This window comes from Yersinia rochesterensis (assembly GCF_003600645.1).
Classification (GTDB): Bacteria; Pseudomonadota; Gammaproteobacteria; order Enterobacterales; family Enterobacteriaceae; genus Yersinia; species Yersinia rochesterensis.
Window position 1 is genome coordinate 2,900,957 of record NZ_CP032482.1, and the last position, 23,621, is coordinate 2,924,577.

Consider the following 23,621-nt stretch of genomic DNA (forward strand, 5'->3'; position numbering starts at 1 on the left):
CTCTTAATAGGGGGAAAGGGCAGGAATCCCCCCCTGCCCTCTGTATTGAATTAAAACTCCCAACGCAGGCCAGCATTCACTTGCCAATTAGTGTTGATATCACCGCCGGAAGATTTTTCCACATCAAAATAAAAGCGAGAATTGTTATCCTCAGTTAACTGGATATTGGTTCCTACACCGTAGGTTACCCAGCTATCCTTACCCTCTTGTTTAGAGACTAAGGTGGCGTCTTTCCCGCGAATAGTGACATTGCGATCACCGGCAAACTCATGCAGTAAATCGACTTTTAGATAAACATCATTTTTACTGTTTTCCTCGAAGCGATGCCCTACCCGCACCCCAGCACGACCGATCACACTATTAATATTGTCCTGCTGGATCTGTAGCCCACTGCTGGTAGTGTAGTTGGCTTTATCAATATGGGTGTAAACCAGTTGCCCTTGAGGCTCGATAAAATTGCCGTTACCGATTGAAAACTCACGACCATATTCACCACTCGCACTCCAGGCCCAGTTGCTCGCCGCACCATGATCAGCAGTGCCCAGTGTATTTCGGTAATCAAAATCGCTCTTCAGGTGGCTGTATTTTAATACCAAATCGACATAATCCTGCTTCTCAGGCCGATTCCATGAACCATAAAGGCTGCCGCCGTAGCTTTTGTTATCGCCTGAACCTTGGTCAAAGGTAGATTTACCGGTCAAATAATGAGCAGCCAACCCTGTTATCCAGATGCCGTACTCATTCTCATTTTTGTGGTCATAACCTAGCTGATAAAAGTGATATTGGTTTTTAAAATAACTGCCCTCATCACTCTTCATCTCACCGCCTTTATAACGCAACCAAACTCCATTTTCCTGTTGGTCATTTCTTAATTCACCCAAACGTTTGTTAAGGCTATCAATTTCAAGGCGAGCGGTTGCGGTGGTATAATTGACACTGGCATTCGCCATCGCGGTATCACTCCCGGCACTGAGTTTTTTATCCACGCCGGTAATATACCAGTTAGTCCCAAACTGACTTTGCGGATCTCCATCTTTAATATCCGAGCGGAGAATAGGCTTATAGTCATAAACATATTCGTTGGTAATATCTATCTGATCATAAGCTTTAAAGCTGACATTATTGGCAGCATCTGCCACCCAAATATCTTCACTCAAATCGCTAAATTTATTGACGTTCAGTGCTTCAATATAGTGAGTCCCGCCAGTGCTACTGCTGACCACTTCAATAAAATCACTGCCATTTCTGCGCTGGTCATCGGTTTTACTGGTGTTCACGTCAACCAGGAAAATACCTTCATTGCCTTGTAAGTCATAAATTTTGACACTTTCATTCTGACTTTTATTGGTGTGAAGGTTAAAACCATGCAAATTAACGATACCGTCTTTTTGCAGATTTAATGCGCTGATTTCTGCATTAACTGCATCGGGTATCCACTGCGCTTTATTCATTAACGTCACATCCAATTTACCCGCCCAGGTATTATTGGTTGCATTATAGGTATTGAACTCGGTACCGTGCCAATAAGAATTGCCGCCATTTAATACGGCGGTAATTCTGCTACCGGTATCAAATTCACTGCCTAAGTCCAGATTACCCAATAAATTAACTTGATAATTACCCGATTGGTTAATTGTTACCTGACCACCGCGCTTGCCGCTAACAGCATCACTTTTCGAGCCACCACTGGGGTAATGTTCATTATGATCCAACGCCTCCAAAAAGTTTTTGGCGTAGGTGTTAATATACACATCCCCTTCATTGGCGGTAATTGTAGTGCCAACTCCCGTCGCATACAGGCCATTATTTGCAGTGGTTCCGGTACTTGCCCCGCTGGTATCCATTTCAACCAGGGAATTGATATACACTTTGCCATTGATGGTTACCTGTGAACCATTAGAAGCAAACAGCGCCGTGTTATTATGATGATGACCATCACCCACGCTCAGGTTATTGTTGAAACTGAAATTATTGATTGAAACCGCATTATTTTTATCAACTGCCAGACCAAAGAAAGCGGAATACGGACTCAAGGGTGAGGTGTTATTGCCCTGTATATCTACCGAGTAATCTCCAACGTTATAACTTTTACCGCTGGCTTCCGTTGCGCCAAGATAAACCTCAAGCGAGGTGTTGGGATTATCAACATTGACCTTCGCGGTGTAATTGCCATCACCATAAATAGCATCGGATAATTTCACCGAAGTGGGGCCGATACTGCTCGCTGAGTAATCCAATTCAATACTTTCAGCTATGCTGGAACCTGACCAAACAACATGGCTGATAATTGTAGATAAAAGTAATGGACGAAATAATTTAGATGCATGCCTAACTTTATGCATTTATACACACTCCGCATTAAATTAATATCACACAAAAAGCCTATGACATTTATTAAAGTTCACCCTCCTCTATTAAGTAATAAAATACAAGACGTAAATTGTAACTGACAAATATAGATGGCATTATTAATAAAATAAACCTTCTGTCAATATAAATGTGCATTTTTATGCATCTTTACATTTTTAATTATGACTTAACACCGCCGTTATTTCCCTAAAAAATAATTAATATCTTTATAAAAATTAAATTAAATATAACTATCAACAAAATGTTTTATAAAAAAACATCACATTCAAATAACAAATTATAATGTTTTTTTAAAAATAATCTCTTTATTGGTATTTTATAACTTAAAAACGGCCCATTTAAGGGCCGAGAATGAGTAGAATAATGTTGGAGATGATTTTTACTGCGGTGATATTGACGGGAATATTTAGCGCCGCGCCAGCAAAAGCCCCACAACCAAACCGACGGTTGCTCCAATCCCGGCACTGCACCAAGGTTTTTCGCGCACATAATCATCAGTACAACACGCAAGCGTTTTCGCCCGTTTGATATAGCATTTACTGCGGCCATTCAAACGGTATTGAACCTCCTTTAGGGCTTTTTCCGCGCGGGCTTTGATTTCCTTATAGCTTTCGTCAGCTGCATCGCCCGAGGCGCGCAACACTTCTTCCAGCGTATCAGTGAGCATAGTCAAATCGTCGTCCAGCGAAGTTTGCTGTTCTTTATCTCGATTCATGTAGATTCTCCATGAGTGACATAGGGTTTTATAAGGATAGTCGATAATGGGAGATGGGAGTCGATGGAGCTTCTCGGTAATCAGGTTCGGTTGTTAGAATTTCACTGTTCACTTAACCTCCGATGAACTAACCGCCAAAGGTGGTGGCCCGAGTGAGCCACCAGGGATATGAGGCGACAATGCCAGCAATGAGAACAAACCGAATATCAACCGAAACCAGAGCCGGCTCTAGCCGCCGCTACCCACCGAACCTTTCACCCTAATCCCCATAAATACCACACGCCCCTTGCTCCGCGCCGGACATCCGCTCACGCAGCGCGCCAAATAACTCCCGGCCACATCCCACATGGAAAGCCGAGATATCTGGGACTGCGGGCAGGCGAGTTGCTAACTCGGCTTCATCCACCAGCAGTGAAAGCTCCCCACTCACACCGTCGACCCGCAGCCGATCACCATTGCGGATTTTCGCCAGTAAACCACCGCAATAAGCTTCCGGTGTGACATGAATCGCTGACGGCACTTTACCGGATGCACCTGACAAACGGCCATCTGTGACTAACGCTACCTTAAAGCCGCGATCCAATAATACGCCCAGTGGCGGCATCAGTTTATGCAACTCCGGCATACCAATGGCCCGTGGCCCTTGATAACGCACTACCACCACACAATCGCGGTCCAGCGCGCCAGATTCAAAAGCTGGCCCGACATCATGTTGGCTTTCAAACACCACGGCTGGCCCTTCAATAATCTGATGATCATGCGGAACCGCCGAGGTTTTCATCACCGCTCGCCCCAGATTGCCGCTTAATACTTTGGTGCCGCCATGAGGCGAGAAAGGTTGATTCAGACTGGCAATAACGCTGTCATCCAGTGAGCGCTCTGGCCCGCTGCGCCATTGCAACTGCCCCTCCTCCAGATAAGGTTCCTGCGTGTAACGTTGCAGGCCAAACCCGGCCACCGTGTGAACATCTTCATGCAGCAAACCGCCTTGCAATAACTCTTTTATCAGCAATGCTACCCCGCCTGCGGCCTGGAAATAGTTAATATCTGCCGGGCCATTAGGATAAATGCGACATAACTGCGGGATCACTTCCGACAGTTCGGAAAAATCATCCCAATCGATGATAATGCCCGCCGAGCGCGCCATCGCCACTAAATGCATGGTGTGGTTGGTCGAACCGCCGGTTGCCAGCAGCGCCACTATGCCATTCACCATCACTTTTTCATCCACCAACTGACCGACCGGCAGATAGTTGCCACTGGTTTGCGTCAAACGCGTAACTTGCCGCGCCGCGGCGGCTGTTAGCGCATCACGCAGTGGGGTATTGGGCTGGATAAAAGAGGAACCGGGCAAATGCAGCCCCATCACTTCCATCACCATCTGATTCGAATTGGCGGTGCCGTAAAATGTGCAGGTCCCGGCGCTGTGATAAGAGGCTGATTCCGCCTCCAGCAATGCATGCCGGTCGACTTTCCCCTCGGCAAACAGTTGGCGCACGCGCACTTTTTCTTTATTAGACAAGCCGCTAGCCATCGGCCCCGCCGGGACAAAAACCGTCGGTAAGTGACCAAATGACAACGCCGCCATCAGCAACCCCGGCACAATTTTGTCACACACGCCGAGATACAATGCGCCGTCAAACATATTATGTGACAAGCCGATCGCCGCTGACATCGCAATCACATCGCGGCTCATCAGCGATAACTCCATCCCATCCTGGCCTTGCGTCACACCATCGCACATGGCTGGAACGCCCCCCGCCACTTGCCCGACCGCGCCCACTTCATGCAGCGCATCTTTCAGTTGTTGCGGATAATCTTCATAAGGTTGATGAGCTGACAGCATGTCATTGTAGGAGGTGATGATGGCAATATCGCTGCGCACCATATTTTTCAATGAAACTTTATCGTCCGGTTGGCAAGCAGCAAAACCGTGGGCCAAATTGCCGCAGGCCAGTTGTGAGCGGTGAACCGTATTTTCTTTGGCCGCACTAATTCGTTGCAGATAGGCGGTACGGGTCGCCGCCGATCGCGTAATAATACGCTGGGTCACACGGGTGAGAGTCGGGTTCATCGCCATTCCTTATTCGCTCAGAGGAGCCAAAAGTTCAATACTGCCCGCCGGAAGACCAATGAAGTCCGCCAGCACCTGCAACAGCAAATTGTGATCATCCAAATGTGGCGCGCCGGACACATTTACGCTGCCAATAATACCGGCCTGCTTAACTTGCAATGGGAAGCCGCCACCTAGCGCGGCGTAGTCGCGCAAACTGACACCATAGCGCTCCTCAAGTGAGGTTTGGCGCTGTTGCAGCATCAGCCCCGCGGCATAGGAGCTGGTGCCCAGTAACTCCACCACATTGCGCTTGCGCCGCAGCCAGTCACCATTTTCTGCACTGGTGCCCGGCATGGCGTAACTGAATAAAGTTTGCCCATTTACCCGGATATTAATCGCCAGTGCCACCCCTTGCCGTTCGGCCTGGCACTTTATTTTTTCGCCTAACTGCCAGGCGATTTCATGATTAAAATACGTCAATTGCAGCTGTTGTTGATGCCGTTGGCTGAGGGTAAGTTGCTGTTGTAAATTCATGAGATTCTCCGGTGATAAATGACGGCGGTCATACCCTTTACAGTAAAGACCGCTTGGCGGCTTAAGCGCGTTTAACTTTCGCTAACCCTTTGTCATAAATACCTTTTCCCTTGGCTTCAACTTCAACATCACACTCTTTTGGCAGGGTTAAGGTAATCAGCCCGGCAATAATTAATGAGCCAGCTAACATGCAAACTGCTGCACTTTGGCCGTAGAAGAAAATCATCACGCCGACCAAATAGGGGCCACAGAAGCCGCCTAAATTACCTAACCCATTAATCACACCACGCGCACCACCGGCCACTTCTGGCACAGCAATACGGCCTGGAATAGACCAGAATGGGCTGGTTGCAGCTTTGAGGAAGAACCCGCACACCACTAAGGCCAGGTAAGAGATCAACACGTTGTGACGGAAAATAACCGAGGTCACCAAACCGGCAGCAAAGCAGAACAGAGAAATCATGATCAGCAGACGGCGTTTACCGGTTTTATCTGATAGTGAAGAAATGACATAAATACCGGCGGTGGTGGCAATAAACGGCAGAATAGCCAGAATACCAACCGAGGCCATATTACCGCCGGTCAGATTTTTCAAAATAGTCGGCAACCACAAGGTGTAGCCATAATCCCCGGTCTGATAAAAGAAGTTCAGAGCAACCAGTTTCATCAACCCTTTATTTAGAAAGACAGCTTTTAACGGCGCATTGGTCACGGGCGCATCCAGCATCCGCTCCGCCCGTTCACGCGCAAGCTCGGTGACCAAATAATCGCGCTCTTTGGTCGACAACCATTTGGCTTCTTCCGGTCTGTCACTGATGACAAACCACCACATTATCAACACTACCGCGGACAGCGAACCTTCGAGGAAGAACAGCCAGCGCCAGTCTAACGCATTGATAATAAAGCCAGATAAAGGTGCGGTGAACATACCGCCGATCGGGGCGAACATCATGACGAATGCATTGGCGCGGCCAATTTCGCGTTCCGGGAACCAATTGCTGACCATGGTCAACACCACCGGCAGCATACCGCCCTCAGAAACCCCCAGCACAAAGCGCAGGAATAACAATTGATAATGGTTAGTGACAAAACCGGTCAGAATCGAAACGATAGCCCAAACTGCAAGGGAATAAGCAATGAATTTTCTACCGCTGCCATGAACAGCAATACGGCCACCCGGTACTTGTAAAAATAAATAACCAATAAAGAAAATACCGCCCGCTAAACCCGCCATTTGGCTGGTAATAGCCAAATCATTTTCCATGCCCCCCGGTAGCGCAAAACTAATATTAACCCGGTCCATAAAAGAAATAATACAAGCAATAATTATTGGCACAATAACGCGGAACCAACGGGCATTAGGGATCTTACTGTCCATATCAACACGCCTCTTTCTCTAGCTGAATAATTCCTACACTATTCAGAAAATAGCGTAGAGAATGCCGCTAACAAATTAGAATAATTTGCCAGTTATTTAAAATGCACGATGTGGTCTTTTATTTTTATTATAATAAGTTGAGGATTAATTTAATTAACCCTCATATCTCTTCTTAATTAGTAAGTAATGGCCGTAGGTGCTTTCTCGCCAGAGAAATGAGCATGAATATTTGAGAATACAATATCACTCATTTGAATCCGGGTTTCTATGGTGGCGCTGGCGATATGCGGTAGTAATACCACATTGTCCATTTCGATTAATGTTTGCGGCACATTAGGCTCATCTGCAAAGACATCCAAACCCGCCCCGCCAATTTCTTTCTGTTGTAGTGCACGGATTAAATCATCCTGATTGACCATACTGCCACGGGCAATATTAACCAGCAGAGCATGGTTTGGCATAGCGTCGAAAATAGCTTTATCAATCAGACCAATACTGTCTTTACCGCCCGAAATAGCCACGACCAAAATATCACTTTGCTTAGCAAGGCTAATTAAATCCGGCACATATTGATATGGCAGACTTTCGATGTGCACGGTGTCGGTATAGGCAATTTGCATATCAAAACCAGCTGCACGACGGGCAATGGCTTGACCAATCCGGCCCATACCAAAAATACCCAGACGTTTACCGGTCACTTTAGATGCTAATGGCAAGCTACTGTGCGGCCATTGACCAGCGCGGAGGAATTTATCGGCCTGACATAGACGCCGCGAAGTTGCAATAATCAGTCCCAGAGCTGTATCGGCCACATCGTCGGTCAATACGCCGGGGGTAGTAGTTACAATGATATTGCGCTCGCGAGTTGTGTCCAAATCCACTGCATCCGTGCCGACACCGAAGATTGAGATAATCTGTACTTCGGGTAATAACGTCAGCACTTCGTTGGTTACACCGACATCACCTCGAGTCACAATGCCTTTTATATTCTTGCCCTGCGCCGCAAAAAACTCAGCAGTATCCGTAACCTGAAAGAGTTTGTGAACAGTGAAATTCTGTTCCAACTTCTCCGTCAAATAATCCATTACCGGGGCGATAATCAATACGGCTTGTTTGAAGGAAGATGACTTGCTGTTTTTCATAATGAGTACCTGATCATGTCAATAAATCAAAACCAAAATGGCGGCGGGTAATCATCGGATGATGAGCCATTCAGCGAATGTCATTATGAGACCTGTTTTCAATGTTTTATTTTGTGACGCAGGTCACTGTAAATCATGTTAAGAAAACATGTTACCGGTAACGTGACCGACCTATCATTGTTCCTGCTGAATTGTTTCAGCTAATCAAGCCAGCGTTAATGATTAATCCCATGACTTAAGCAAAATGTTATGGATTGGCGCTATTTGTTATGTTCAGGAGGAGTATCTTGGTGGACTATTCGAGGGAAAGACTCACTGCCATTAAAGAGCACAATGGCAGTTATAGATAATTTGTATATCTTTCAGCAACAGCGAAAGTATTAAATAGTTCCCCCCAGTGAAATACGATAATGTAGGTCAACCTGTTCAATTGTAGGGATTTTTTTGATTTTCTTAATCAATATTTCAGCAGCCACTTTGCCCATTTCAAAACGCGGAGTGGTGACACTGGCTAGCACTGGGGTGGTCGCCTGGCCGATATCCAGCCCATGAAAACCGGAAATCGCTATTTCCGCTGGCACCGCCATGCCCAGTTTCAAGCATTCTTGTAACACGCCCACCGCCATATCATCATTGGTACAGAAAATAGCATCAACTTGCGGATACATTTGTCGTGCCAATGCCAACATACCGGCACCAATAGAGACAGATGAGACTTTGTTGGGCGTAATATGCAGCGGTGCTAACCCGGTATCAATCATTGCCTGGCTATATCCTTGATAACGCTTGCGATCTCGCACATCAGACATAGAACCGAAATAGACAACATGCTGTTTGCCGCTTGCCAACAGTGTCGCCGTCATATCATAAGCCGCCTGATAATTATTAAAACCGACGGTAATACGGTTGAACTGTGGTTCCAAATCCATCACTTGCGCGACCGGAAGTTCCGAAGCATTTAGGTACTTATCCGCACGTAAAGTATGTTCAGAATCGGTGAGTATCAACCCGGAAATCTGGCATGACAATAGATTAACTATTTGTTCTTCTTCACGTTCTTTATTGTAATTATAGTTAACGACCAGCGTTTGATAGCCACTAGCAGCAGTGACCGACTCAATACCAGCCAGTAAATCGGAGAAAATTTGGTTATTAAAGGATGGCACCAAAATACCAATTCTTGGACTTTTTTGATTGAGGCTAGTTTCCCCTTCTGAATCAACACTATAATTGACTTCAGTCATCACTTGGGCAATACGTTCACCGGTTTCTGGGGCCACTTTTTCCGGCGTGCGTAAGTAGCGGCTGACTGTCATTTTGGTCACGCCTGCTAGTAACGCGATATCCTGTAACGTAACACGCTGGTTTTTCATGGCATATACCTGGAACAAGAGTGTGGGATGGGATGAAGTGATTATGCACTGTTAGCGAAGGTAATGAAAAGCATGTTACTGATTTAAAATACAATAACAATCATGATTCCTATTATTTAGTTCTATTATTATCAATAAGTTAATCTGCATCCGCCCCCAGAGATGAATAAAGCCCCCACAAATAGTCGTATTTTGCCGCTCTCAAGGCGATGTCGCTCACGTAAGTGGTAACAGCTTGCCGTAACATGATTTAAAGTGATCTTCGTCACAGTTTGATGAGACAGAAAACGGTTTGATAGGCACATGTTTTCACGCAGTCATTATTCAATAATATTGATTTTATAGTGTCGCTTAATAAGCGTCATTTTCATCAGGAATTCATTATGAAGAATTTATTTTCGTTAGAAAACCGCAAAGTATTAATTACCGGTTCTGCACAAGGCATTGGGTTTTTATTAGCTAAAGGTCTGGCTGAATTTGGTGCAGAAATAATAATTAATGATATTACCGCAGAACGAGCAGAAAAAGCCGTCGCCGAATTACGCGACAGCGGTTTTGTTGCTTATGCAACGGCATTTAATGTCACTGACCATGATGCTGTTAATGACGCGATTGCACAAATAGAAAATAACATTGGTGCCATTGACATCTTAATTAATAACGCCGGTATTCAGCGCCGCCACGCTTTTACTGAATTCCCAGAAAAAGATTGGGATGATGTGATCGCGGTAAACCAGAAATCAGTATTCTTGGTTTCACAAGCTGTCTCCCGTTATATGGTTAAACGCCAACGCGGTAAGATTATTAATATTTGCTCAATGCAAAGCGAATTAGGCCGCGACACTATTACGCCATATGCCGCCTCTAAAGGGGCAGTGAAGATGTTGACGCGCGGGATGTGTGTTGAGCTGGCCCGTTACAATATTCAAGTGAATGGTATTGCGCCGGGTTATTTCAAAACCGATATGACAAAAGCACTGGTCGACGATAAGGCTTTCACTGATTGGCTATGCAAACGCACGCCAGCCGCCCGTTGGGGAGATCCGGAAGAGTTGATTGGGGCGGCAGTGTATCTGTCTTCCAAAGCATCAGACTTTGTTAATGGTCATCTGTTGTTTGTTGATGGTGGCATGCTGGTTGCAGTTTGATCCGAATTCAGTCAGTTATCTGCTTGATAGGTAACAGAGGAAAGCTATGTCTGGTAAATGCATTATTGTTATGGGCGTATCCGGCACAGGTAAATCCTGTGTGGGTCAGGCGCTGGCGCTGGCGCTTAACGCCAAATTTATAGATGGTGACGATCTGCACCCACGCGCCAATATCCAAAAGATGGCATCGGGTCAGCCGCTTAATGATAGCGACCGTGCTCCGTGGCTTGAGCGGCTAAGTGATGTGGCATACAGCTTACAACAAAAAAATGAAGTGGGTTTTTTAGTCTGTTCGGCACTAAAAAAACAATATCGCGACCGTTTACGTGAGGGGAATCAGGGTATTCGCTTTCTGTGGCTGACCGGCGATTACGATTTAGTGTTGCACCGAATGCAACAGCGGGCGGGGCATTTTATGCCGGAAAGCCTGTTAAAGAGCCAGTTCGCAACACTGGAAACACCTGATGCCCGTGAGCCGGACATCATTCCAATCGATATCTCGCCTGACATTGTCGGTGTTGTTGAACACTGCATTGCCGCGCTGGAGCCAGAAAATAATATCAGTCATTGTGCTTAAGTGCCCGGCATGATGTACACGCAGGAATATGGGAATAATTATGATACTTGATGAACTAAAAAGCGCGGTGAATAACCCACTTTATCCGGATGCTATCCGCCGCACACTGGCCGCCATCAGCAAAATGGATTTAGTCAATCTTCCTGCCGGGGAACAAGATATTGAAGGCCGCGAGATTTACCTAAATCACATTATTGCCGCGTCCAAACCTTTGTATGAGCAAGCGCCTGAATTGCATCATTATTACATTGATATTCATATTTTGCTGGAAGGTAGTGAGGTGATTGGCGCTTCACCGTCAGCTCAGGGCCAGCGCCCAACGATGGATTTTGATACTGAGCGGGATTTCGGTTTATTTGAAGGTATTACTAGCGAAACCTTGTTAACACTGGCTCCCGGCGATATCGCTCTGCTGTTCCCTGGCGAGTTACATCGCCCGATGGCAACACTGGGAGAAGTTGCGCCGCTGCGCAAGATAGTGGTTAAAGTGGCAAATCATCTTTTATGATTTAATTTGATGATCCTGTTCGGTTGTCAGAACTTTACGGTTCGCTTTACCGCCATTGCCTCAACCGCCAAAGGGTGCCGGCCTGTCCTCCGGCTCGGTTGAGGCGCTGAAGATCAAGTAAGAACAGATTGAATATCAACCGAAAACTGATCCGATCCTGTGTCTCCCATTCAACTTAATCAACCTCTATCGAAGACTCCAAGGAACTTCCCTTTTGACTCCGCCGCGCCGCCAACCACAACCCACTGTTCTTCATCGCATAACCAAATACCACCCCGACTAACAGCGAGACAATCACCAGTTTCCAATGGCCATTACCAGCGAAAGTGGCGCAAGCCCCAATAAAGGTGCCGGGGACAAAGGATAGCCACTGCTGGCAGGCCTGGATACACATCAAAAACGCCACCATGCCGGTCAACACATAGCCAAGGATGGCCCATTCAGGCTGTAAGGCGCTACCCTGAATAATCATCATCGCCCAGAATACCCCACTCACGCAGGTTAACAGGGTGATAAGCAACCCTTTTAAGCCGCCTTGTGGGCAGGCAAAGTAGGCGGTGCAGCCGAGAAACCCCGCCCAACTGATAAGCCCGAGGCTAACCGCAACCCAACCCCAAATACCTGAGAGAATGCCAGTGGTAATAGCAATCATCAGAATAATGTTCATCAGTATTTACCTGCGCAACAAAGGTTAAAAGAGAAAGTGTATTGCATGAAAGTCGCGCAGTTTACCTGAATTGAGAGGATTTTTTGCGATCCATACCTCATAAATAATGAAATAGCTAATTGACTTTCATAAAAAACGTGATGTTCATCAAAAACGTGATGTTCATCACCTAAATGAAAAGCTGCGGATAAAGTGATCAAACTGCTGCCGTTCAGCTTGTGTCGATAGAACCGCGACCTTTGTATCTTGTTCAACTTTTTTCTTAATACTTACGGCTAATTCATCTGCTAATGTCGCTTTTTCACTTTCGGTCCAAAACACACTTTCAACAATTTCTTCAATACAGTCGACTATAAAACTATCTGTAGATAATATTTCTTCCATTTTTTCTGGAATTTTATAGTTGTAATATTGGATAACTTTTGCTGAAACAATGGCATTAATATCAACATTATCATGTCTATCTTTAGCCCAAGATAACATTGCCCTCGTTAGCGGGTTTATCTTGACCCACTCACCATTATTAATATCGGAACGTTTTACACCAGTGAACTCTTTGGCGATAATTTCATAGAGTATTTCGTTGCTTTTAATCTGATAATCTTCTTTTGACATCACCAAGCCCTGCTTGAATACACTACTCAAACAGTCATACTTTTCATCTATTTTTCCTTGCAATATTCCCGTGTATTTCAGAGCCGTCATATTGGCTCTATCACTCTGGTTAATAATAATATTTACTGCGCAGTTATAGTTCCCATAAGTAAAATGACAGGCATCTTCAATTATCAAAGCATTAGATAGATCAGTTTTTGGCTGAGATATATCATCAACCACATAACTATATGGTTGAAAAGAAGAATCATTACTTGCTTGAACAGAAAAACAACCCATAAATATCCTTGAAGGTAAAATAAAAAACCACCTTAAAGATAGCCAAATATAACCCGCTCTCCCCTCCGACTTTTACCCCACCTCCACCTTAAACAAGCTTAACTTCAATGGCACATATAAAACAAAACCCCCGGCCAGTTTTGCTGAACGGGGGTTGGACTTGCCGATTTAACAATGAATTACATCAGCGGTTGAGCTAACTGCACCAGCGAAATCAACGGCTGCGGGTAGACACCCAAGAACAGCACCAGAATCGCGGAAATCAGTACCACCACACCACCGGCAGTCAATGCCCAGTTGCTTGGTGTGTCGCGGACCAATGTTTCCGGCGCACTGAGGAACAAACTGACAGTCACGCGCAGATAGTAGTACAGGCCAATGGCGCTGCCCAATACCACAGCACCGGTCAGCCACCACAGATTGGCGCTCACACCCATTGCCACCACAAAGAACTTACCGATAAAGCCCAATGTCATTGGGATACCCGCCAGAGACAACATCATCACCGTCATCACCGCAGACAGAATGGGCTTGTGCCAAAACAGCCCGCGGTAGGAGAACAGTGACTCGGCATCCGGGCCTTTGTATGGGCTGGACATCAAGCTGACCACCCCGAAAGCCCCCAAGCTGCTGAACAGGTAACCGGCCAGATAGACGCCGACAGTTTCCAGTGCCAGCTGATGGGTTTGCACCGCCACCAACGCAATCAGCAAGTAGCCAAGGTGGGCGATAGAAGAATAACCCAGCAGACGCTTGATGTTAGTCTGGCTGATCGCCATCAGGTTACCGAACAGAATTGATGCCACCGCAATCAGCGAGAGCACCAAACGCACCGCTTCACTGTCAGCGGCTGGCGCATACAGGAACAAGCGCATCACCACGGCAAAGATGGCAATCTTACTGGCGGTCGCCAGGAAAGTAGATACCGGGGCAGGTGCGCCCTGATACACATCCGGCGTCCACAGTTGGAACGGCACCAAAGATAACTTAAAGCCGAGACCGACAATCATCATCCCGAGGCCCGCCAGAATCAGCGGCCTGTGGACCATCGAGTCACTCAAACTTTTGCCCAGACCGGCGAAAGACAAGCTACCGGATTCCGCATACAACAGCGCCATGCCGAACAGCAGGAATGACGATGCCGCCGCAGACAGCAGCATGTATTTGATACTGGCTTCCAATGAGCGCTTCTGGCGATAGGCATAACCAATCAGACCAAACAGCGGCAAGGAAATCAGTTCAATGCCAAGGAACAGTGACGCCAGATGATTGGCACTGGCCAGCAGAATGCCGCCCATAGTCGCAATCAGCACCAGCAGATAGAACTCTTCGCGGTTATCCGGATAGCCATTCAGCCACGGATAAGCAAAGGTGCTGGTCGCCAGACTGGCCACAATCACCAGCCCGGTATAGAACATCGCGTAGCCATCAACCCGCATCAGCGGCGTGACATCCATCGGCCCGACCTGGCCGACAAAATACAGTGACAGCAGCGCCAGGTTAAGCCCGATAACCGTCAGAGTGGCGTTGATAAAGTGGTCGCGTCGCCACGCAATGGACAGCATCACAACCACCACCGTCAATCCGACGATCAACAGCGGTAGCATCGCGATCAGTTGTTGAGGAGTTATTGTCATGGCGAATTACGGCCTTGTTGTTGGAATGGTTGAAGCATTGAACCACTGCTGTACATTACTCATCGCAGCATGGGAGGTGTCGAGAATTGGTTGCGGGTAAACCCCCAGCAATACTAACAGCACCACTAACAGCAGGATGATAGACAGTTCCCTTGCACTCATACCCGGCAACGCTTCTTCAGATTTCGGCGCGCCGTAATAGGCACGCTGCATCATGATAAGCGAGTAAACCGAAGCAAAAACCAGCCCAAAAGTAGAGATCACGGTAATCACCGGAACCACCTGGAAGCTGCCGAATAGGATCATAAACTCACCGACGAAGTTACCGGTACCCGGCATCCCCAATGTTGCCACCGCGAAGAACAGTGATAGCGCAGGCAAGTATTTGATTCGGCTCCACAAACCGCCCATTTGGCGCATGTCGCGGGTGTGCAAACGCTCATACAGCTGGCCGCAGATGATGAACATACCGGCGGCTGACAAGCCGTGGGCAATCATCTGGATAACCGCACCTTGGTAAGCCAGTTGGCTGCCGGTGTAGATGGCAATCAACACAAAACCCATGTGCGATACGCTGGTGTAAGCAATCAGGCGCTTGATATCCGTCTGGCAGAAGGCCATCCATGCACCGTAGAAGATGCCGATAACCCCTAGCCACATAGCGATTGGCGCAAACTCTTGCGAGGCCGTCGGGAACAGTGGCAAGCTGAAACGCAGCAAACCATAGGCCGCGGTTTTCAGCAAAATCCCCGCCAGGTCGACAGAACCCGCCGTTGGTGCCTGACTGTGTGCATCTGGCAACCAGCCGTGCAATGGTACCACCGGCATTTTCACCGCAAACGCGATAAAGAAGCCCAGCATCAGCAACCATTCAACATTGTGGGACATCGGGGTTTTCAACAAATCTTCATAGTTGAAAGTCCAGATACCGGTGGCCTTGTAGTGTACAAACACCAGCCCCAAAATGGCGATCAGCATGATAAGACCGCTGGCCTGGGTATAAATGAAGAACTTGGTGGCCGCCGCGATGCGCGTTTTACCGTCTGATGCTTTGTGACCCCACAAAGCAATCAGGAAGTACATCGGCACCAACATCATTTCCCAGAAGAAGAAGAACAGGAACATGTCGATGGCGAGGAACACGCCGATAACCCCACCCAGAATCCACAACAGATTCAGGTAGAAGAAACCCTGGTTGCGCTGAATTTCACGCCACGAACAGAGGATAGCCAGTACGCCCAGTAGGCCGGTCAGCACCACCATCAGCAAAGACAACCCATCTAAAGCCAGATGGAATGAAATGCCGAACCGTGGGATCCACGGCAAGGTGAATTCTGACTGCCACTGCGGGATACCCGCCGGGTTCATCAGTGAATAGTTGCCCTGCACCCACAGTTGTAGGGAGAGCACCAATGTCAGCCCCATCGCGAGTAGCGCTATCCAACGCGGTACTCTGGTACCGAAGCGTTCACACTGCCAAGACAGTAAGCCGCCGATAAAGGGGATAAGAATTAGCCAAGGTAATAGCATGGCGTTTTGTGTCCCTAATTAAACGAAAAGCAACAGAGCCAGTACAACGACTGCACCCAAACCTATAGACGCGACATACCAACGCACCTGTCCATTTTCACTGACGGTCAAACCACGGTTACTCCAGCGCGCAAGCACCGCCGGGGTATTCATCAGTGAGTTCAGCGGATCACGTTGCAACAGTTTTGCAATCCACAGATACGGGCGGACAAACACGTTATGGTACAGCCAGTCGAAGCCCCACGCATGGAACCACCAGACCGTGAAGAAACGGCCCAATGCACTTTGCGCGATGCTGTTGACCAACTGACGTTTGCCCAAATACAGGAACGCGGCCAATGCTATGCCAATCACCACCAGCACGCCGGAGAAGATTTCCAGCGGCATTTTGCCCTCTTCACCGAAGTGAAGCTCTGGCAATACACCTGCGAGTGGAGGGGTTATCAGCGCGCCAACAAAGGTCGACAGCACCAGCAACACCATCAGCGGCAAGCTATGAGTGATCCCTTTGACCGGATGCGCTTTGGTTTTTGGCTCGCCATGGAACACAATGAAAATCATCCGGAAAGTATACAGCGCGGTGAGGAATGCCCCAACCAGCCCCGCAACCATCAGGTTGATATGGCCACTGGCCAATGCGCCCCACAGAATTTCGTCTTTACTGTAGAAGCCTGCGGTGACGATTGGCAATGCTGCCAGCGCCGCGCCGCCCACCAGGAAGCAGATATACACCAATGGAATAGTCTTACGCAGACCGCCCATTTTGAAGATATTTTGCTCGTGGTGACAGGCCAGAATGACTGAGCCTGAGGAGAGGAACAGTAACGCTTTGAAGAATGCATGGGTCATCAGGTGGAAGATAGCCGCATCCCACGCTTGAACGCCAAGCGCCAAGAACATGTAGCCAATCTGGCTCATGGTGGAATACGCCAGCACCCGCTTGATGTCGGTTTGCACCAGAGCAGCAAAACCGGCCAACACCAAGGTGACCGCCCCGATAATCCCCACCAAATGAAGCACTTCTGGTGCCATCAGGAACAAACCGTGAGTACGGGCAATCAGATAGACACCGGCGGTGACCATGGTCGCCGCATGGATAAGCGCGGAAACCGGGGTCGGGCCAGCCATCGCATCGGCCAACCAAGTTTGTAATGGCAACTGCGCCGACTTACCGACCGCACCACCGAGTAGCATTAGCGTCGCCCAAGTAATGGCCGTTGAGCCCATTTCCAGTTTCTGCGGTGCCAATACCATCAGCTCACGAATGTTCAGCGTGCCCAATTCTTGATAAAGGATGAACAGCGCGATGGCCAGGAACACGTCACCCACGCGGGTCACGATAAAGGCTTTCATCGCCGCCGCGCCATTAGCCGGATTGGTGTAGTAGAAACCGATCAGCAGGTAACTGCACAGACCCACGCCTTCCCAACCCAGATACATCAGCATCAGGTTATCCGCCAGCACCAAAACCACCATACTGGCGATAAACAGGTTGGTGTAGGCGAAGAAGCGGGAGTAGCCCTCTTCCCCACGCATATACCAAGAGGCATACATGTGGATCAGGAAGCCCACGCCAGTGACTACCGACAACATGGTCAGCGACAGGCCGTCCAGTGTCAGAGTCAGCGGAATGTTGAAAGTGCCGACCGACATCCAGTTCCACAATGTCTGATTAAACACCTGTACACCGGTGGCCTTTTGGCTGAGGAAATCCACGGCAACATACAGTGTGACTAACGCAGTCAGGCCAATCGACCCCACCCCGACAGTGGCAGAGGTATTTTCAGACCAACGGCCACGGGAGAATGCCAACAGCAAGAAACCCAGCAGTGGCAGCAGAATTGTTAAATATAATAGGTTCATCCGCGCATCTCACTGACTGTGTCAATATTCAGAGTATGACGGCGACGATACAGCTGTAACAGCAGTGCCAGACCAATGCTGGCCTCGGCTGCCGCCAGTGTAATCGCCAGGATATACATCACCTGACCGTCAGCCTGCCCCCAAAAACTGCCCGCCACGACAAAAGCGAGCGCCGCCGCGTTGATCATCACTTCAAGGCTTATCAGCATAAACAGCAAGTTGCGACGAATAATCAACCCCGTCAGCCCCAGCACAAACAGGATGGCCGCCAAAATCAGGCCATGTTGTAGAGGGATCATGCTTGTTCCTCCGTTTTTCTTTTCGCGCTGTCACTTGCGCCCAGCACTTCACCCGGCTTGTGCTCACGCCCGATATGGAAAGCAACCACCAGACCGGCCAACAACAGCATTGACGCCAATTCAACCGCCAGCACGTAAGGGCCAAACAAGCTGATACCCACTGCTTTGGCATCGACCATTTCGCCAGTGATACCCTGATGAGTTAACGAGCTAATGGCATAAATCAGTACCGACAACAGCACCAAGGCCAGTAAACCGGGGCCAATCCACAAGCTCGGTTTCAGCCAATCGCGCTCTTGTTGCTCGACCTTACCCAGGTTCAGCATCATCACCACGAACACGAACAGCACCATAATGGCACCGGCGTAAACGATGATTTCCAACGCACCAGCAAAGTAAGCGCCCAGCGAGAAAAATACCGCCGAGATAGCCAGCAAAGAGATAATCAGGTACAGCAGCGCATGTACCGGGTTGGTGTGAGTGATAACGCGAATAGTCGCCACCACTGCCACCAATGCTGCAATATAAAATGCAAATTCCATGGACGCTGGCTCCTAAGGCATCAGACCTTTAACGTCGATCGGTTTGGCTTCATTTTCGGCTTCGCCTTTCGGCTTGCCGTCAATCGCCATACCGGACATCCGGTAGAAATTATATTCCGGATATTTACCCGGTCCCGAGATCAACAAGTCTTCTTTCTCATACACCAGATCCTGGCGTTTGAACTCACCCATTTCGAAATCCGGCGTCAGCTGGATAGCGGTAGTCGGGCAAGCTTCTTCACACAATCCACAGAAAATGCAGCGGGAGAAGTTGATACGGAAGAACTCCGGATACCAGCGACCATCTTTGTGCTCAGCTTTCTGTAATGAGATACAGCCAACCGGGCAGGCAACCGCACACAGGTTACAAGCAACACAGCGCTCTTCACCGTCGGGGTCGCGCGTCAGCACAATGCGGCCACGATAGCGCGGCGGCAGGTAAACCGGCTCTTCCGGATACATTTGGGTTTCGCGCTTGTGGAAGGCATGAAGGCCAATCATCCACAGGCTGCGCACTTGGGTGCCGAAACCAACCACTAACTCTTTCAACGTCATGGTTCATTCACCCCTTATTGAGCGTTATACAAAATGACCGCGGCAGTCGCCAGCAGATTCAGCAGGGTCAACGGCAGGCAAACTTTCCAGCCGAATGACATCACTTGGTCATAACGTGGGCGCGGCAAGGATGCACGGATCAGAATGAACATCACCATGAAGAAAGCCGTTTTCAGCGCAAACCAGATAAATGGCGGCAAGAACGGGCCTTGCCAACCACCGAAGAACAAGGTGACTATCAGTGCAGAGACAGTCACGATACCGATGTATTCACCGACGAAGAACAGACCGAATTTCATACCGGAATATTCAATGTGGTAACCATCGGCCAGTTCTTGTTCAGCTTCTGGCTGGTCAAAGGGATGACGGTGACAAACTGCCACCCCCGCAATAGCAAAGGTCACAAAACCAAAGAATTGCGGGATAACATTCCAGACGTGTTCCTGAGAGTTAACAATATCCTGCATGTTAAATGAGCCAGCCTGTGCGACCACGCCCATCAATGACAAGCCGAGGAACACTTCGTAGCTCAGGGTTTGTGCCGAAGCACGCATCGCCCCTAACAGAGAATATTTGTTATTACTGGCCCAGCCGGCGAACAGCACGGCGTAGACCGCCAGCCCCGCCATCATCAGGAAGAACAAAATGCCGATATTAAGGTCCGCAACCGCCCAGGTCGGGCTGACCGGGACGATGGCGAAAGACAGCAGCAGCGAGGTAAAAGCAATCACCGGGGCTAAGGTAAAAATAGCTCGGTCGGAGAAGCGCGGCACCCAGTCTTCTTTGAAGAACATTTTGATCATGTCAGCAACCAGCTGCAATGACCCGCCCCAGCCGACACGGTTTGGTCCGTAACGGTTCTGGAACAAGCCCAGCAAGCGACGCTCGCCGAAGCTCATAAATGCACCGCAAGTCACCACGACCAGCAGAATCACTACCGCTTTCAGGACAGAGATTAAAATCTCAATCAATTCAGGGGTAAACCAGCTCATAGCACTGCCTCCCGCAGATTCTCAACGCGCGCACCCACCATAATTGGCGGAATACCCGGTAAGCCAAGCGGCAAGCCGACCTGACCCTGAGCCAAGGTTTCACTCAGTCGCACTGGCAGACGCAGAGTCTGACCTGCGCAGTTGAATTCCACCAACGTCCCGAGGTTAACCCCAAGACGCGCGGCATCAGCAGGATTGACCATCACATAAGGTGCTGGCATGCGCTGCTGGATGACATCTGAACGCTGAGACATCTCTTCACTACCGAACAGGTGGTAGTAAGGGGCAATTTGCCAGTTTTCAGCATTGGCGGTAAAGGCCGGTGGGACTGAATCGAAGTAACCCAGTGTTCCCTCCCCTGCTTCAATCAGACGCACACCCGGATCACCAAAGCGCAGACTGCCACCCACTTCCGCCTGGAATTTATTCCATGCTTGCGGTGAGTTCCAACCTGGTGCCCAGGCAAATGGGATCTGCTGGCGGTCAGCCAGTGGGCTGTTGTTCCCCTCCATTGAGAAGGCAAACGGCGTGTCGATATCCTGCGGTTGGCGCGGTTCGTGCACACTGATATCCGCGCGCATGGCAGTACGGCCACTGTAACGAATAGGAGAACGCGCCAGTTTCTGACCACGGATACGGAAAGTGGCATCCGGCGCGGCTTCAACAATCCCTTCCAACTGCGGCAATGCGGCAACACAGGCTGCAATCACGTGATCAAGTTGCGTCCAGTCCACATGGCGGCTGGTGTAAGTTGAGTGCAGCGAGTGCAACCAACGCCAGCTTTCCAGCATGATGCTGTTGTTTTCCGGTTTTTTCGGGTCGTCATAATAGGTTGGGTCATAAACCTGGAAGAAGCGCTGAGCGCGGCCCTCCTGATTGACCAGCGTCCCGTCACTTTCAGCAAAGCTAGCTGCTGACAAAATCAAGTTCGCTTTGTCCATGATGGCGGTGCGCTGATGATCAACCACAATCAGGTTGGCGACTTTATCCAGCGCCGCATCAACTTTGTCTTTCGCTGCATGGCGATAGAGATCGTTTTCCATCACGATAACGCTATCAGCGTCACCTTGAGTCAACAACTCCAGCGCTTGATCCAGAGAGCCGCCGCCGATCATGGTCAGGCCCATGCTGTTAGCCGCACTGGCGACAAAAGTAATACCGACGTCAGAACCACGGCCTTTCAGAGCTTTCGCCACGTTAGCTGCGGCTTCAATGATGGCATCGCTGCCCGCATTGCTGCCGGTAATAATCAGTGGCTTCTTCGCACCGGCTAGCGCCTGCACGATGATATCCACTTTACCTTTCAGCTCTTTCGCTAAGTCATCCACTGCTGGCGCGGATTCATCCAATGCATGAGCAATGGCAAAACCTAACCGGGCCTGATCATCCACCGGCGCACGGTAGTTCCACGCCGCGATGTCATCCATGCGAGTGTTATCAACGTTAGTGATAAACAGCGGATGTTTGGCATGCTGGCCAATGTTCATAATGGCGGCAATCTGCCAGTCAGCCACTTTTTGTGCTGCGGCCATTTCACGGGCTTTGCCTTTCACCGCCTGACGGACAGACAGCGCGATACGTGCGCCGGTCTGAGTCAAATCTTCGCCCAGAATCAGTACCGCATCATAACTTTCAATTTCGCGCAGTGACGGCGTATAAACTCCGCCTTCTTGCAGAACTTTCAGCATCAATTGCAGGCGTTGTTGCTCGCTTGCGGCGATACCGGTATAGAAGTTTTCCGCGCCGACCAATTCGCGCAGCGCAAAGTTGCTTTCCAAACTGGCGCGTGGTGAACCGATACCGATGGTTTTCTTCGCCTGACGCAGAATATCTGCAGCAGCGGGCATCGCCTGTTCAGCGTTCAGGTGGATCCAGTCATTGCCACGCAATTGCAGCGGCTGACGTGGGCGGTCTTTGCGGTTGACGTAGCCATAACCAAAACGGCCGCGGTCACACATAAAGTAGTGGTTCACGCTGCCGTTGTAACGGTTTTCGATACGGCGTAATTCACCATAGCGCTCGCCTGGACTGGTGTTACACCCCACGCTGCACTGTTGGCAGATACTTGGCGCGAACTGCATATCCCATTTACGGTTATAACGCTCGGAATGGGTTTTATCGGTGAATACGCCGGTCGGGCACACTTCTACCAGGTTACCGGAGAACTCGCTTTCCAGCGTGCCGCTCTCGGTGCGACCAAAGTAGACATTATCGTGCGCACCGTAGACGCCAAAGTCAGTGCCATCAGCATAATCTTTGTAGTAACGCACACAGCGATAACAGGCGATACAGCGGTTCATTTCATGGGAAATGAACGGGCCGAGATCCTGATTTTGGTGAGTCCGTTTGCTAAAGCGATAGCGGCGGAAACTGTGGCCGGTCATCACTGTCATATCTTGTAGATGACAGTTACCCCCTTCTTCACAGACCGGGCAATCGTGCGGATGGTTTGTCATCAACCATTCAACCACACTCGCGCGGAACGCTTTGGCTTCGCCGTCATCAATGGAAATAAAGGTTCCATCGGTGGCTGGCGTCATACAAGACATCACCAAACGCCCACGAGTGTCGTCCGCGTTTTGGTATTGCTTTACCGCACATTGGCGGCAAGCGCCGACGCTTCCCAGCGCCGGATGCCAGCAAAAGTAAGGAATATCGAGTCCCAGGGAGAGACAAGCTTGTAACAGGTTGTCGGCCCCGTTTACGTCGTATTCTTTGCCGTCTACATGAATCGTAGCCATAGTCAGCATGCTTCCAAGTGGCTTGCCATAAGGCAAGCGTTAATCAAAAATTCTGGCGGGATGAATGACCGGTTCCGGATAAACGGGACAGATGCATTCA

At 49.0% G+C, this 23,621-nt stretch carries 20 protein-coding genes; 3 read left to right on the plus strand and 17 right to left on the minus strand.

The features are described 5' to 3' along the window. Window positions 1-50: 50 nt before the first annotated feature. The 7 genes from DXZ79_RS13470 to DXZ79_RS13500 form a co-directional block, all read right to left on the minus strand. On the minus strand, window positions 51-2,342 hold the full coding sequence (locus DXZ79_RS13470; RefSeq protein ID WP_120011332.1) for an autotransporter family protein: 2,292 nt from the start codon (window positions 2,340-2,342) through the stop codon (window positions 51-53). Window positions 2,343-2,776: 434 nt separating this feature from the next. After that, on the minus strand, window positions 2,777-3,085 hold the full coding sequence (locus tag DXZ79_RS13475) for a DUF883 family protein (protein ID WP_038631854.1): 309 nt from the start codon (window positions 3,083-3,085) through the stop codon (window positions 2,777-2,779). 259 nt (window positions 3,086-3,344) lie between these two features. After that, entirely contained in the window at window positions 3,345-5,159 is a 1,815-nt protein-coding gene (edd, locus tag DXZ79_RS13480) for a phosphogluconate dehydratase (protein WP_038631852.1), read from the minus strand. A gap of 9 nt (window positions 5,160-5,168) precedes the next feature. Then, entirely contained in the window at window positions 5,169-5,675 is a 507-nt protein-coding gene (locus tag DXZ79_RS13485; protein WP_038631850.1) for a heme-degrading domain-containing protein, read from the minus strand. A gap of 61 nt (window positions 5,676-5,736) precedes the next feature. Further along, on the minus strand, window positions 5,737-7,053 hold the full coding sequence (locus DXZ79_RS13490; protein ID WP_050291327.1) for an MFS transporter: 1,317 nt from the start codon (window positions 7,051-7,053) through the stop codon (window positions 5,737-5,739). A 176-nt stretch (window positions 7,054-7,229) separates the two neighbouring features. Beyond that, window positions 7,230-8,195, minus strand: a complete 966-nt coding sequence (locus DXZ79_RS13495; RefSeq protein ID WP_038631846.1) for a 2-hydroxyacid dehydrogenase — start codon at window positions 8,193-8,195, stop codon at window positions 7,230-7,232. A 380-nt stretch (window positions 8,196-8,575) separates the two neighbouring features. Next, window positions 8,576-9,568 (minus strand): substrate-binding domain-containing protein, encoded by a 993-nt coding sequence (locus tag DXZ79_RS13500; RefSeq protein WP_120011333.1) that lies wholly within the window; start codon window positions 9,566-9,568, stop codon window positions 8,576-8,578. Between the two features lie 383 nt (window positions 9,569-9,951). Here DXZ79_RS13500 and idnO point away from each other — a divergent pair, with 383 nt between their 5' ends. The 3 genes from idnO to DXZ79_RS13515 are packed head-to-tail and all read left to right on the plus strand — an operon-like array spanning window position 9,952 to window position 11,801. Next, window positions 9,952-10,716 carry a gluconate 5-dehydrogenase gene (idnO, locus tag DXZ79_RS13505; protein WP_038631842.1) on the plus strand — a complete coding sequence of 255 codons (765 nt, stop codon included), beginning with the start codon at window positions 9,952-9,954 and terminating at the stop codon, window positions 10,714-10,716. A 46-nt stretch (window positions 10,717-10,762) separates the two neighbouring features. After that, on the plus strand, window positions 10,763-11,293 hold the full coding sequence (locus DXZ79_RS13510; protein WP_038631840.1) for a gluconokinase: 531 nt from the start codon (window positions 10,763-10,765) through the stop codon (window positions 11,291-11,293). A gap of 40 nt (window positions 11,294-11,333) precedes the next feature. Continuing rightward, complete coding sequence (locus DXZ79_RS13515; RefSeq protein ID WP_038631838.1) at window positions 11,334-11,801, plus strand: NanQ anomerase/TabA/YiaL family protein; 468 nt, start codon at window positions 11,334-11,336, stop codon at window positions 11,799-11,801. A gap of 175 nt (window positions 11,802-11,976) precedes the next feature. On the opposite strand, the gene DXZ79_RS13520 is transcribed toward DXZ79_RS13515, so the two are convergent. From DXZ79_RS13520 to nuoG, 10 genes are all read right to left on the minus strand, one after another. Next, window positions 11,977-12,468 (minus strand): DUF1097 domain-containing protein, encoded by a 492-nt coding sequence (locus DXZ79_RS13520; RefSeq protein WP_038631836.1) that lies wholly within the window; start codon window positions 12,466-12,468, stop codon window positions 11,977-11,979. 165 nt (window positions 12,469-12,633) lie between these two features. Then, on the minus strand, window positions 12,634-13,362 hold the full coding sequence (locus tag DXZ79_RS13525) for a hypothetical protein (RefSeq protein ID WP_050291329.1): 729 nt from the start codon (window positions 13,360-13,362) through the stop codon (window positions 12,634-12,636). Window positions 13,363-13,541: 179 nt separating this feature from the next. Next, a complete protein-coding gene (nuoN, locus tag DXZ79_RS13530) occupies window positions 13,542-14,999 on the minus strand; it encodes an NADH-quinone oxidoreductase subunit NuoN (protein WP_038631834.1) in 1,458 nt (485 codons plus the stop codon). Between the two features lie 6 nt (window positions 15,000-15,005). After that, on the minus strand, window positions 15,006-16,529 hold the full coding sequence (gene nuoM, locus DXZ79_RS13535) for an NADH-quinone oxidoreductase subunit M (protein ID WP_038631832.1): 1,524 nt from the start codon (window positions 16,527-16,529) through the stop codon (window positions 15,006-15,008). A gap of 18 nt (window positions 16,530-16,547) precedes the next feature. After that, a complete protein-coding gene (gene nuoL / locus DXZ79_RS13540; RefSeq protein WP_038631830.1) occupies window positions 16,548-18,392 on the minus strand; it encodes an NADH-quinone oxidoreductase subunit L in 1,845 nt (614 codons plus the stop codon). Beyond that, on the minus strand, window positions 18,389-18,691 hold the full coding sequence (gene nuoK / locus DXZ79_RS13545) for an NADH-quinone oxidoreductase subunit NuoK (protein WP_032820332.1): 303 nt from the start codon (window positions 18,689-18,691) through the stop codon (window positions 18,389-18,391). Before nuoK ends, nuoL begins: the two co-directional genes overlap by 4 nt. Further along, entirely contained in the window at window positions 18,688-19,233 is a 546-nt protein-coding gene (gene nuoJ, locus DXZ79_RS13550; RefSeq protein ID WP_038631828.1) for an NADH-quinone oxidoreductase subunit J, read from the minus strand. Before nuoJ ends, nuoK begins: the two co-directional genes overlap by 4 nt. A 12-nt stretch (window positions 19,234-19,245) precedes the next feature. Beyond that, window positions 19,246-19,788, minus strand: a complete 543-nt coding sequence (nuoI, locus tag DXZ79_RS13555) for an NADH-quinone oxidoreductase subunit NuoI (RefSeq protein ID WP_038631826.1) — start codon at window positions 19,786-19,788, stop codon at window positions 19,246-19,248. A gap of 14 nt (window positions 19,789-19,802) precedes the next feature. Next, window positions 19,803-20,780, minus strand: a complete 978-nt coding sequence (nuoH, locus tag DXZ79_RS13560) for an NADH-quinone oxidoreductase subunit NuoH (protein WP_038631824.1) — start codon at window positions 20,778-20,780, stop codon at window positions 19,803-19,805. Next, window positions 20,777-23,521: an NADH-quinone oxidoreductase subunit NuoG gene (gene nuoG, locus DXZ79_RS13565; protein ID WP_038639419.1), complete on the minus strand. Its 2,745-nt coding sequence runs from the start codon at window positions 23,519-23,521 to the stop codon at window positions 20,777-20,779. Before nuoG ends, nuoH begins: the two co-directional genes overlap by 4 nt. Between the last annotated feature and the right edge of the window lie 100 nt (window positions 23,522-23,621).

What these genes read in the sequence shown, in the direction of transcription:
- DXZ79_RS13470 (WP_120011332.1), bottom strand. Translation starts at nt 2,342, where the DNA reads ATGCATAAAGTTAGGCATGCATCTAAATTATTTCGTCCATTACTTTTA.
- DXZ79_RS13475 (WP_038631854.1), bottom strand. Translation starts at nt 3,085, where the DNA reads ATGAATCGAGATAAAGAACAGCAAACTTCGCTGGACGACGATTTGACT.
- edd (WP_038631852.1), bottom strand. Translation starts at nt 5,159, where the DNA reads ATGAACCCGACTCTCACCCGTGTGACCCAGCGTATTATTACGCGATCG.
- DXZ79_RS13485 (WP_038631850.1), bottom strand. Translation starts at nt 5,675, where the DNA reads ATGAATTTACAACAGCAACTTACCCTCAGCCAACGGCATCAACAACAG.
- DXZ79_RS13490 (WP_050291327.1), bottom strand. Translation starts at nt 7,053, where the DNA reads ATGGACAGTAAGATCCCTAATGCCCGTTGGTTCCGCGTTATTGTGCCA.
- DXZ79_RS13495 (WP_038631846.1), bottom strand. Translation starts at nt 8,195, where the DNA reads ATGAAAAACAGCAAGTCATCTTCCTTCAAACAAGCCGTATTGATTATC.
- DXZ79_RS13500 (WP_120011333.1), bottom strand. Translation starts at nt 9,568, where the DNA reads ATGAAAAACCAGCGTGTTACGTTACAGGATATCGCGTTACTAGCAGGC.
- idnO (WP_038631842.1), top strand. Translation starts at nt 9,952, where the DNA reads ATGAAGAATTTATTTTCGTTAGAAAACCGCAAAGTATTAATTACCGGT.
- DXZ79_RS13510 (WP_038631840.1), top strand. Translation starts at nt 10,763, where the DNA reads ATGTCTGGTAAATGCATTATTGTTATGGGCGTATCCGGCACAGGTAAA.
- DXZ79_RS13515 (WP_038631838.1), top strand. Translation starts at nt 11,334, where the DNA reads ATGATACTTGATGAACTAAAAAGCGCGGTGAATAACCCACTTTATCCG.
- DXZ79_RS13520 (WP_038631836.1), bottom strand. Translation starts at nt 12,468, where the DNA reads ATGAACATTATTCTGATGATTGCTATTACCACTGGCATTCTCTCAGGT.
- DXZ79_RS13525 (WP_050291329.1), bottom strand. Translation starts at nt 13,362, where the DNA reads ATGGGTTGTTTTTCTGTTCAAGCAAGTAATGATTCTTCTTTTCAACCA.
- nuoN (WP_038631834.1), bottom strand. Translation starts at nt 14,999, where the DNA reads ATGACAATAACTCCTCAACAACTGATCGCGATGCTACCGCTGTTGATC.
- nuoM (WP_038631832.1), bottom strand. Translation starts at nt 16,529, where the DNA reads ATGCTATTACCTTGGCTAATTCTTATCCCCTTTATCGGCGGCTTACTG.
- nuoL (WP_038631830.1), bottom strand. Translation starts at nt 18,392, where the DNA reads ATGAACCTATTATATTTAACAATTCTGCTGCCACTGCTGGGTTTCTTG.
- nuoK (WP_032820332.1), bottom strand. Translation starts at nt 18,691, where the DNA reads ATGATCCCTCTACAACATGGCCTGATTTTGGCGGCCATCCTGTTTGTG.
- nuoJ (WP_038631828.1), bottom strand. Translation starts at nt 19,233, where the DNA reads ATGGAATTTGCATTTTATATTGCAGCATTGGTGGCAGTGGTGGCGACT.
- nuoI (WP_038631826.1), bottom strand. Translation starts at nt 19,788, where the DNA reads ATGACGTTGAAAGAGTTAGTGGTTGGTTTCGGCACCCAAGTGCGCAGC.
- nuoH (WP_038631824.1), bottom strand. Translation starts at nt 20,780, where the DNA reads ATGAGCTGGTTTACCCCTGAATTGATTGAGATTTTAATCTCTGTCCTG.
- nuoG (WP_038639419.1), bottom strand. Translation starts at nt 23,521, where the DNA reads ATGGCTACGATTCATGTAGACGGCAAAGAATACGACGTAAACGGGGCC.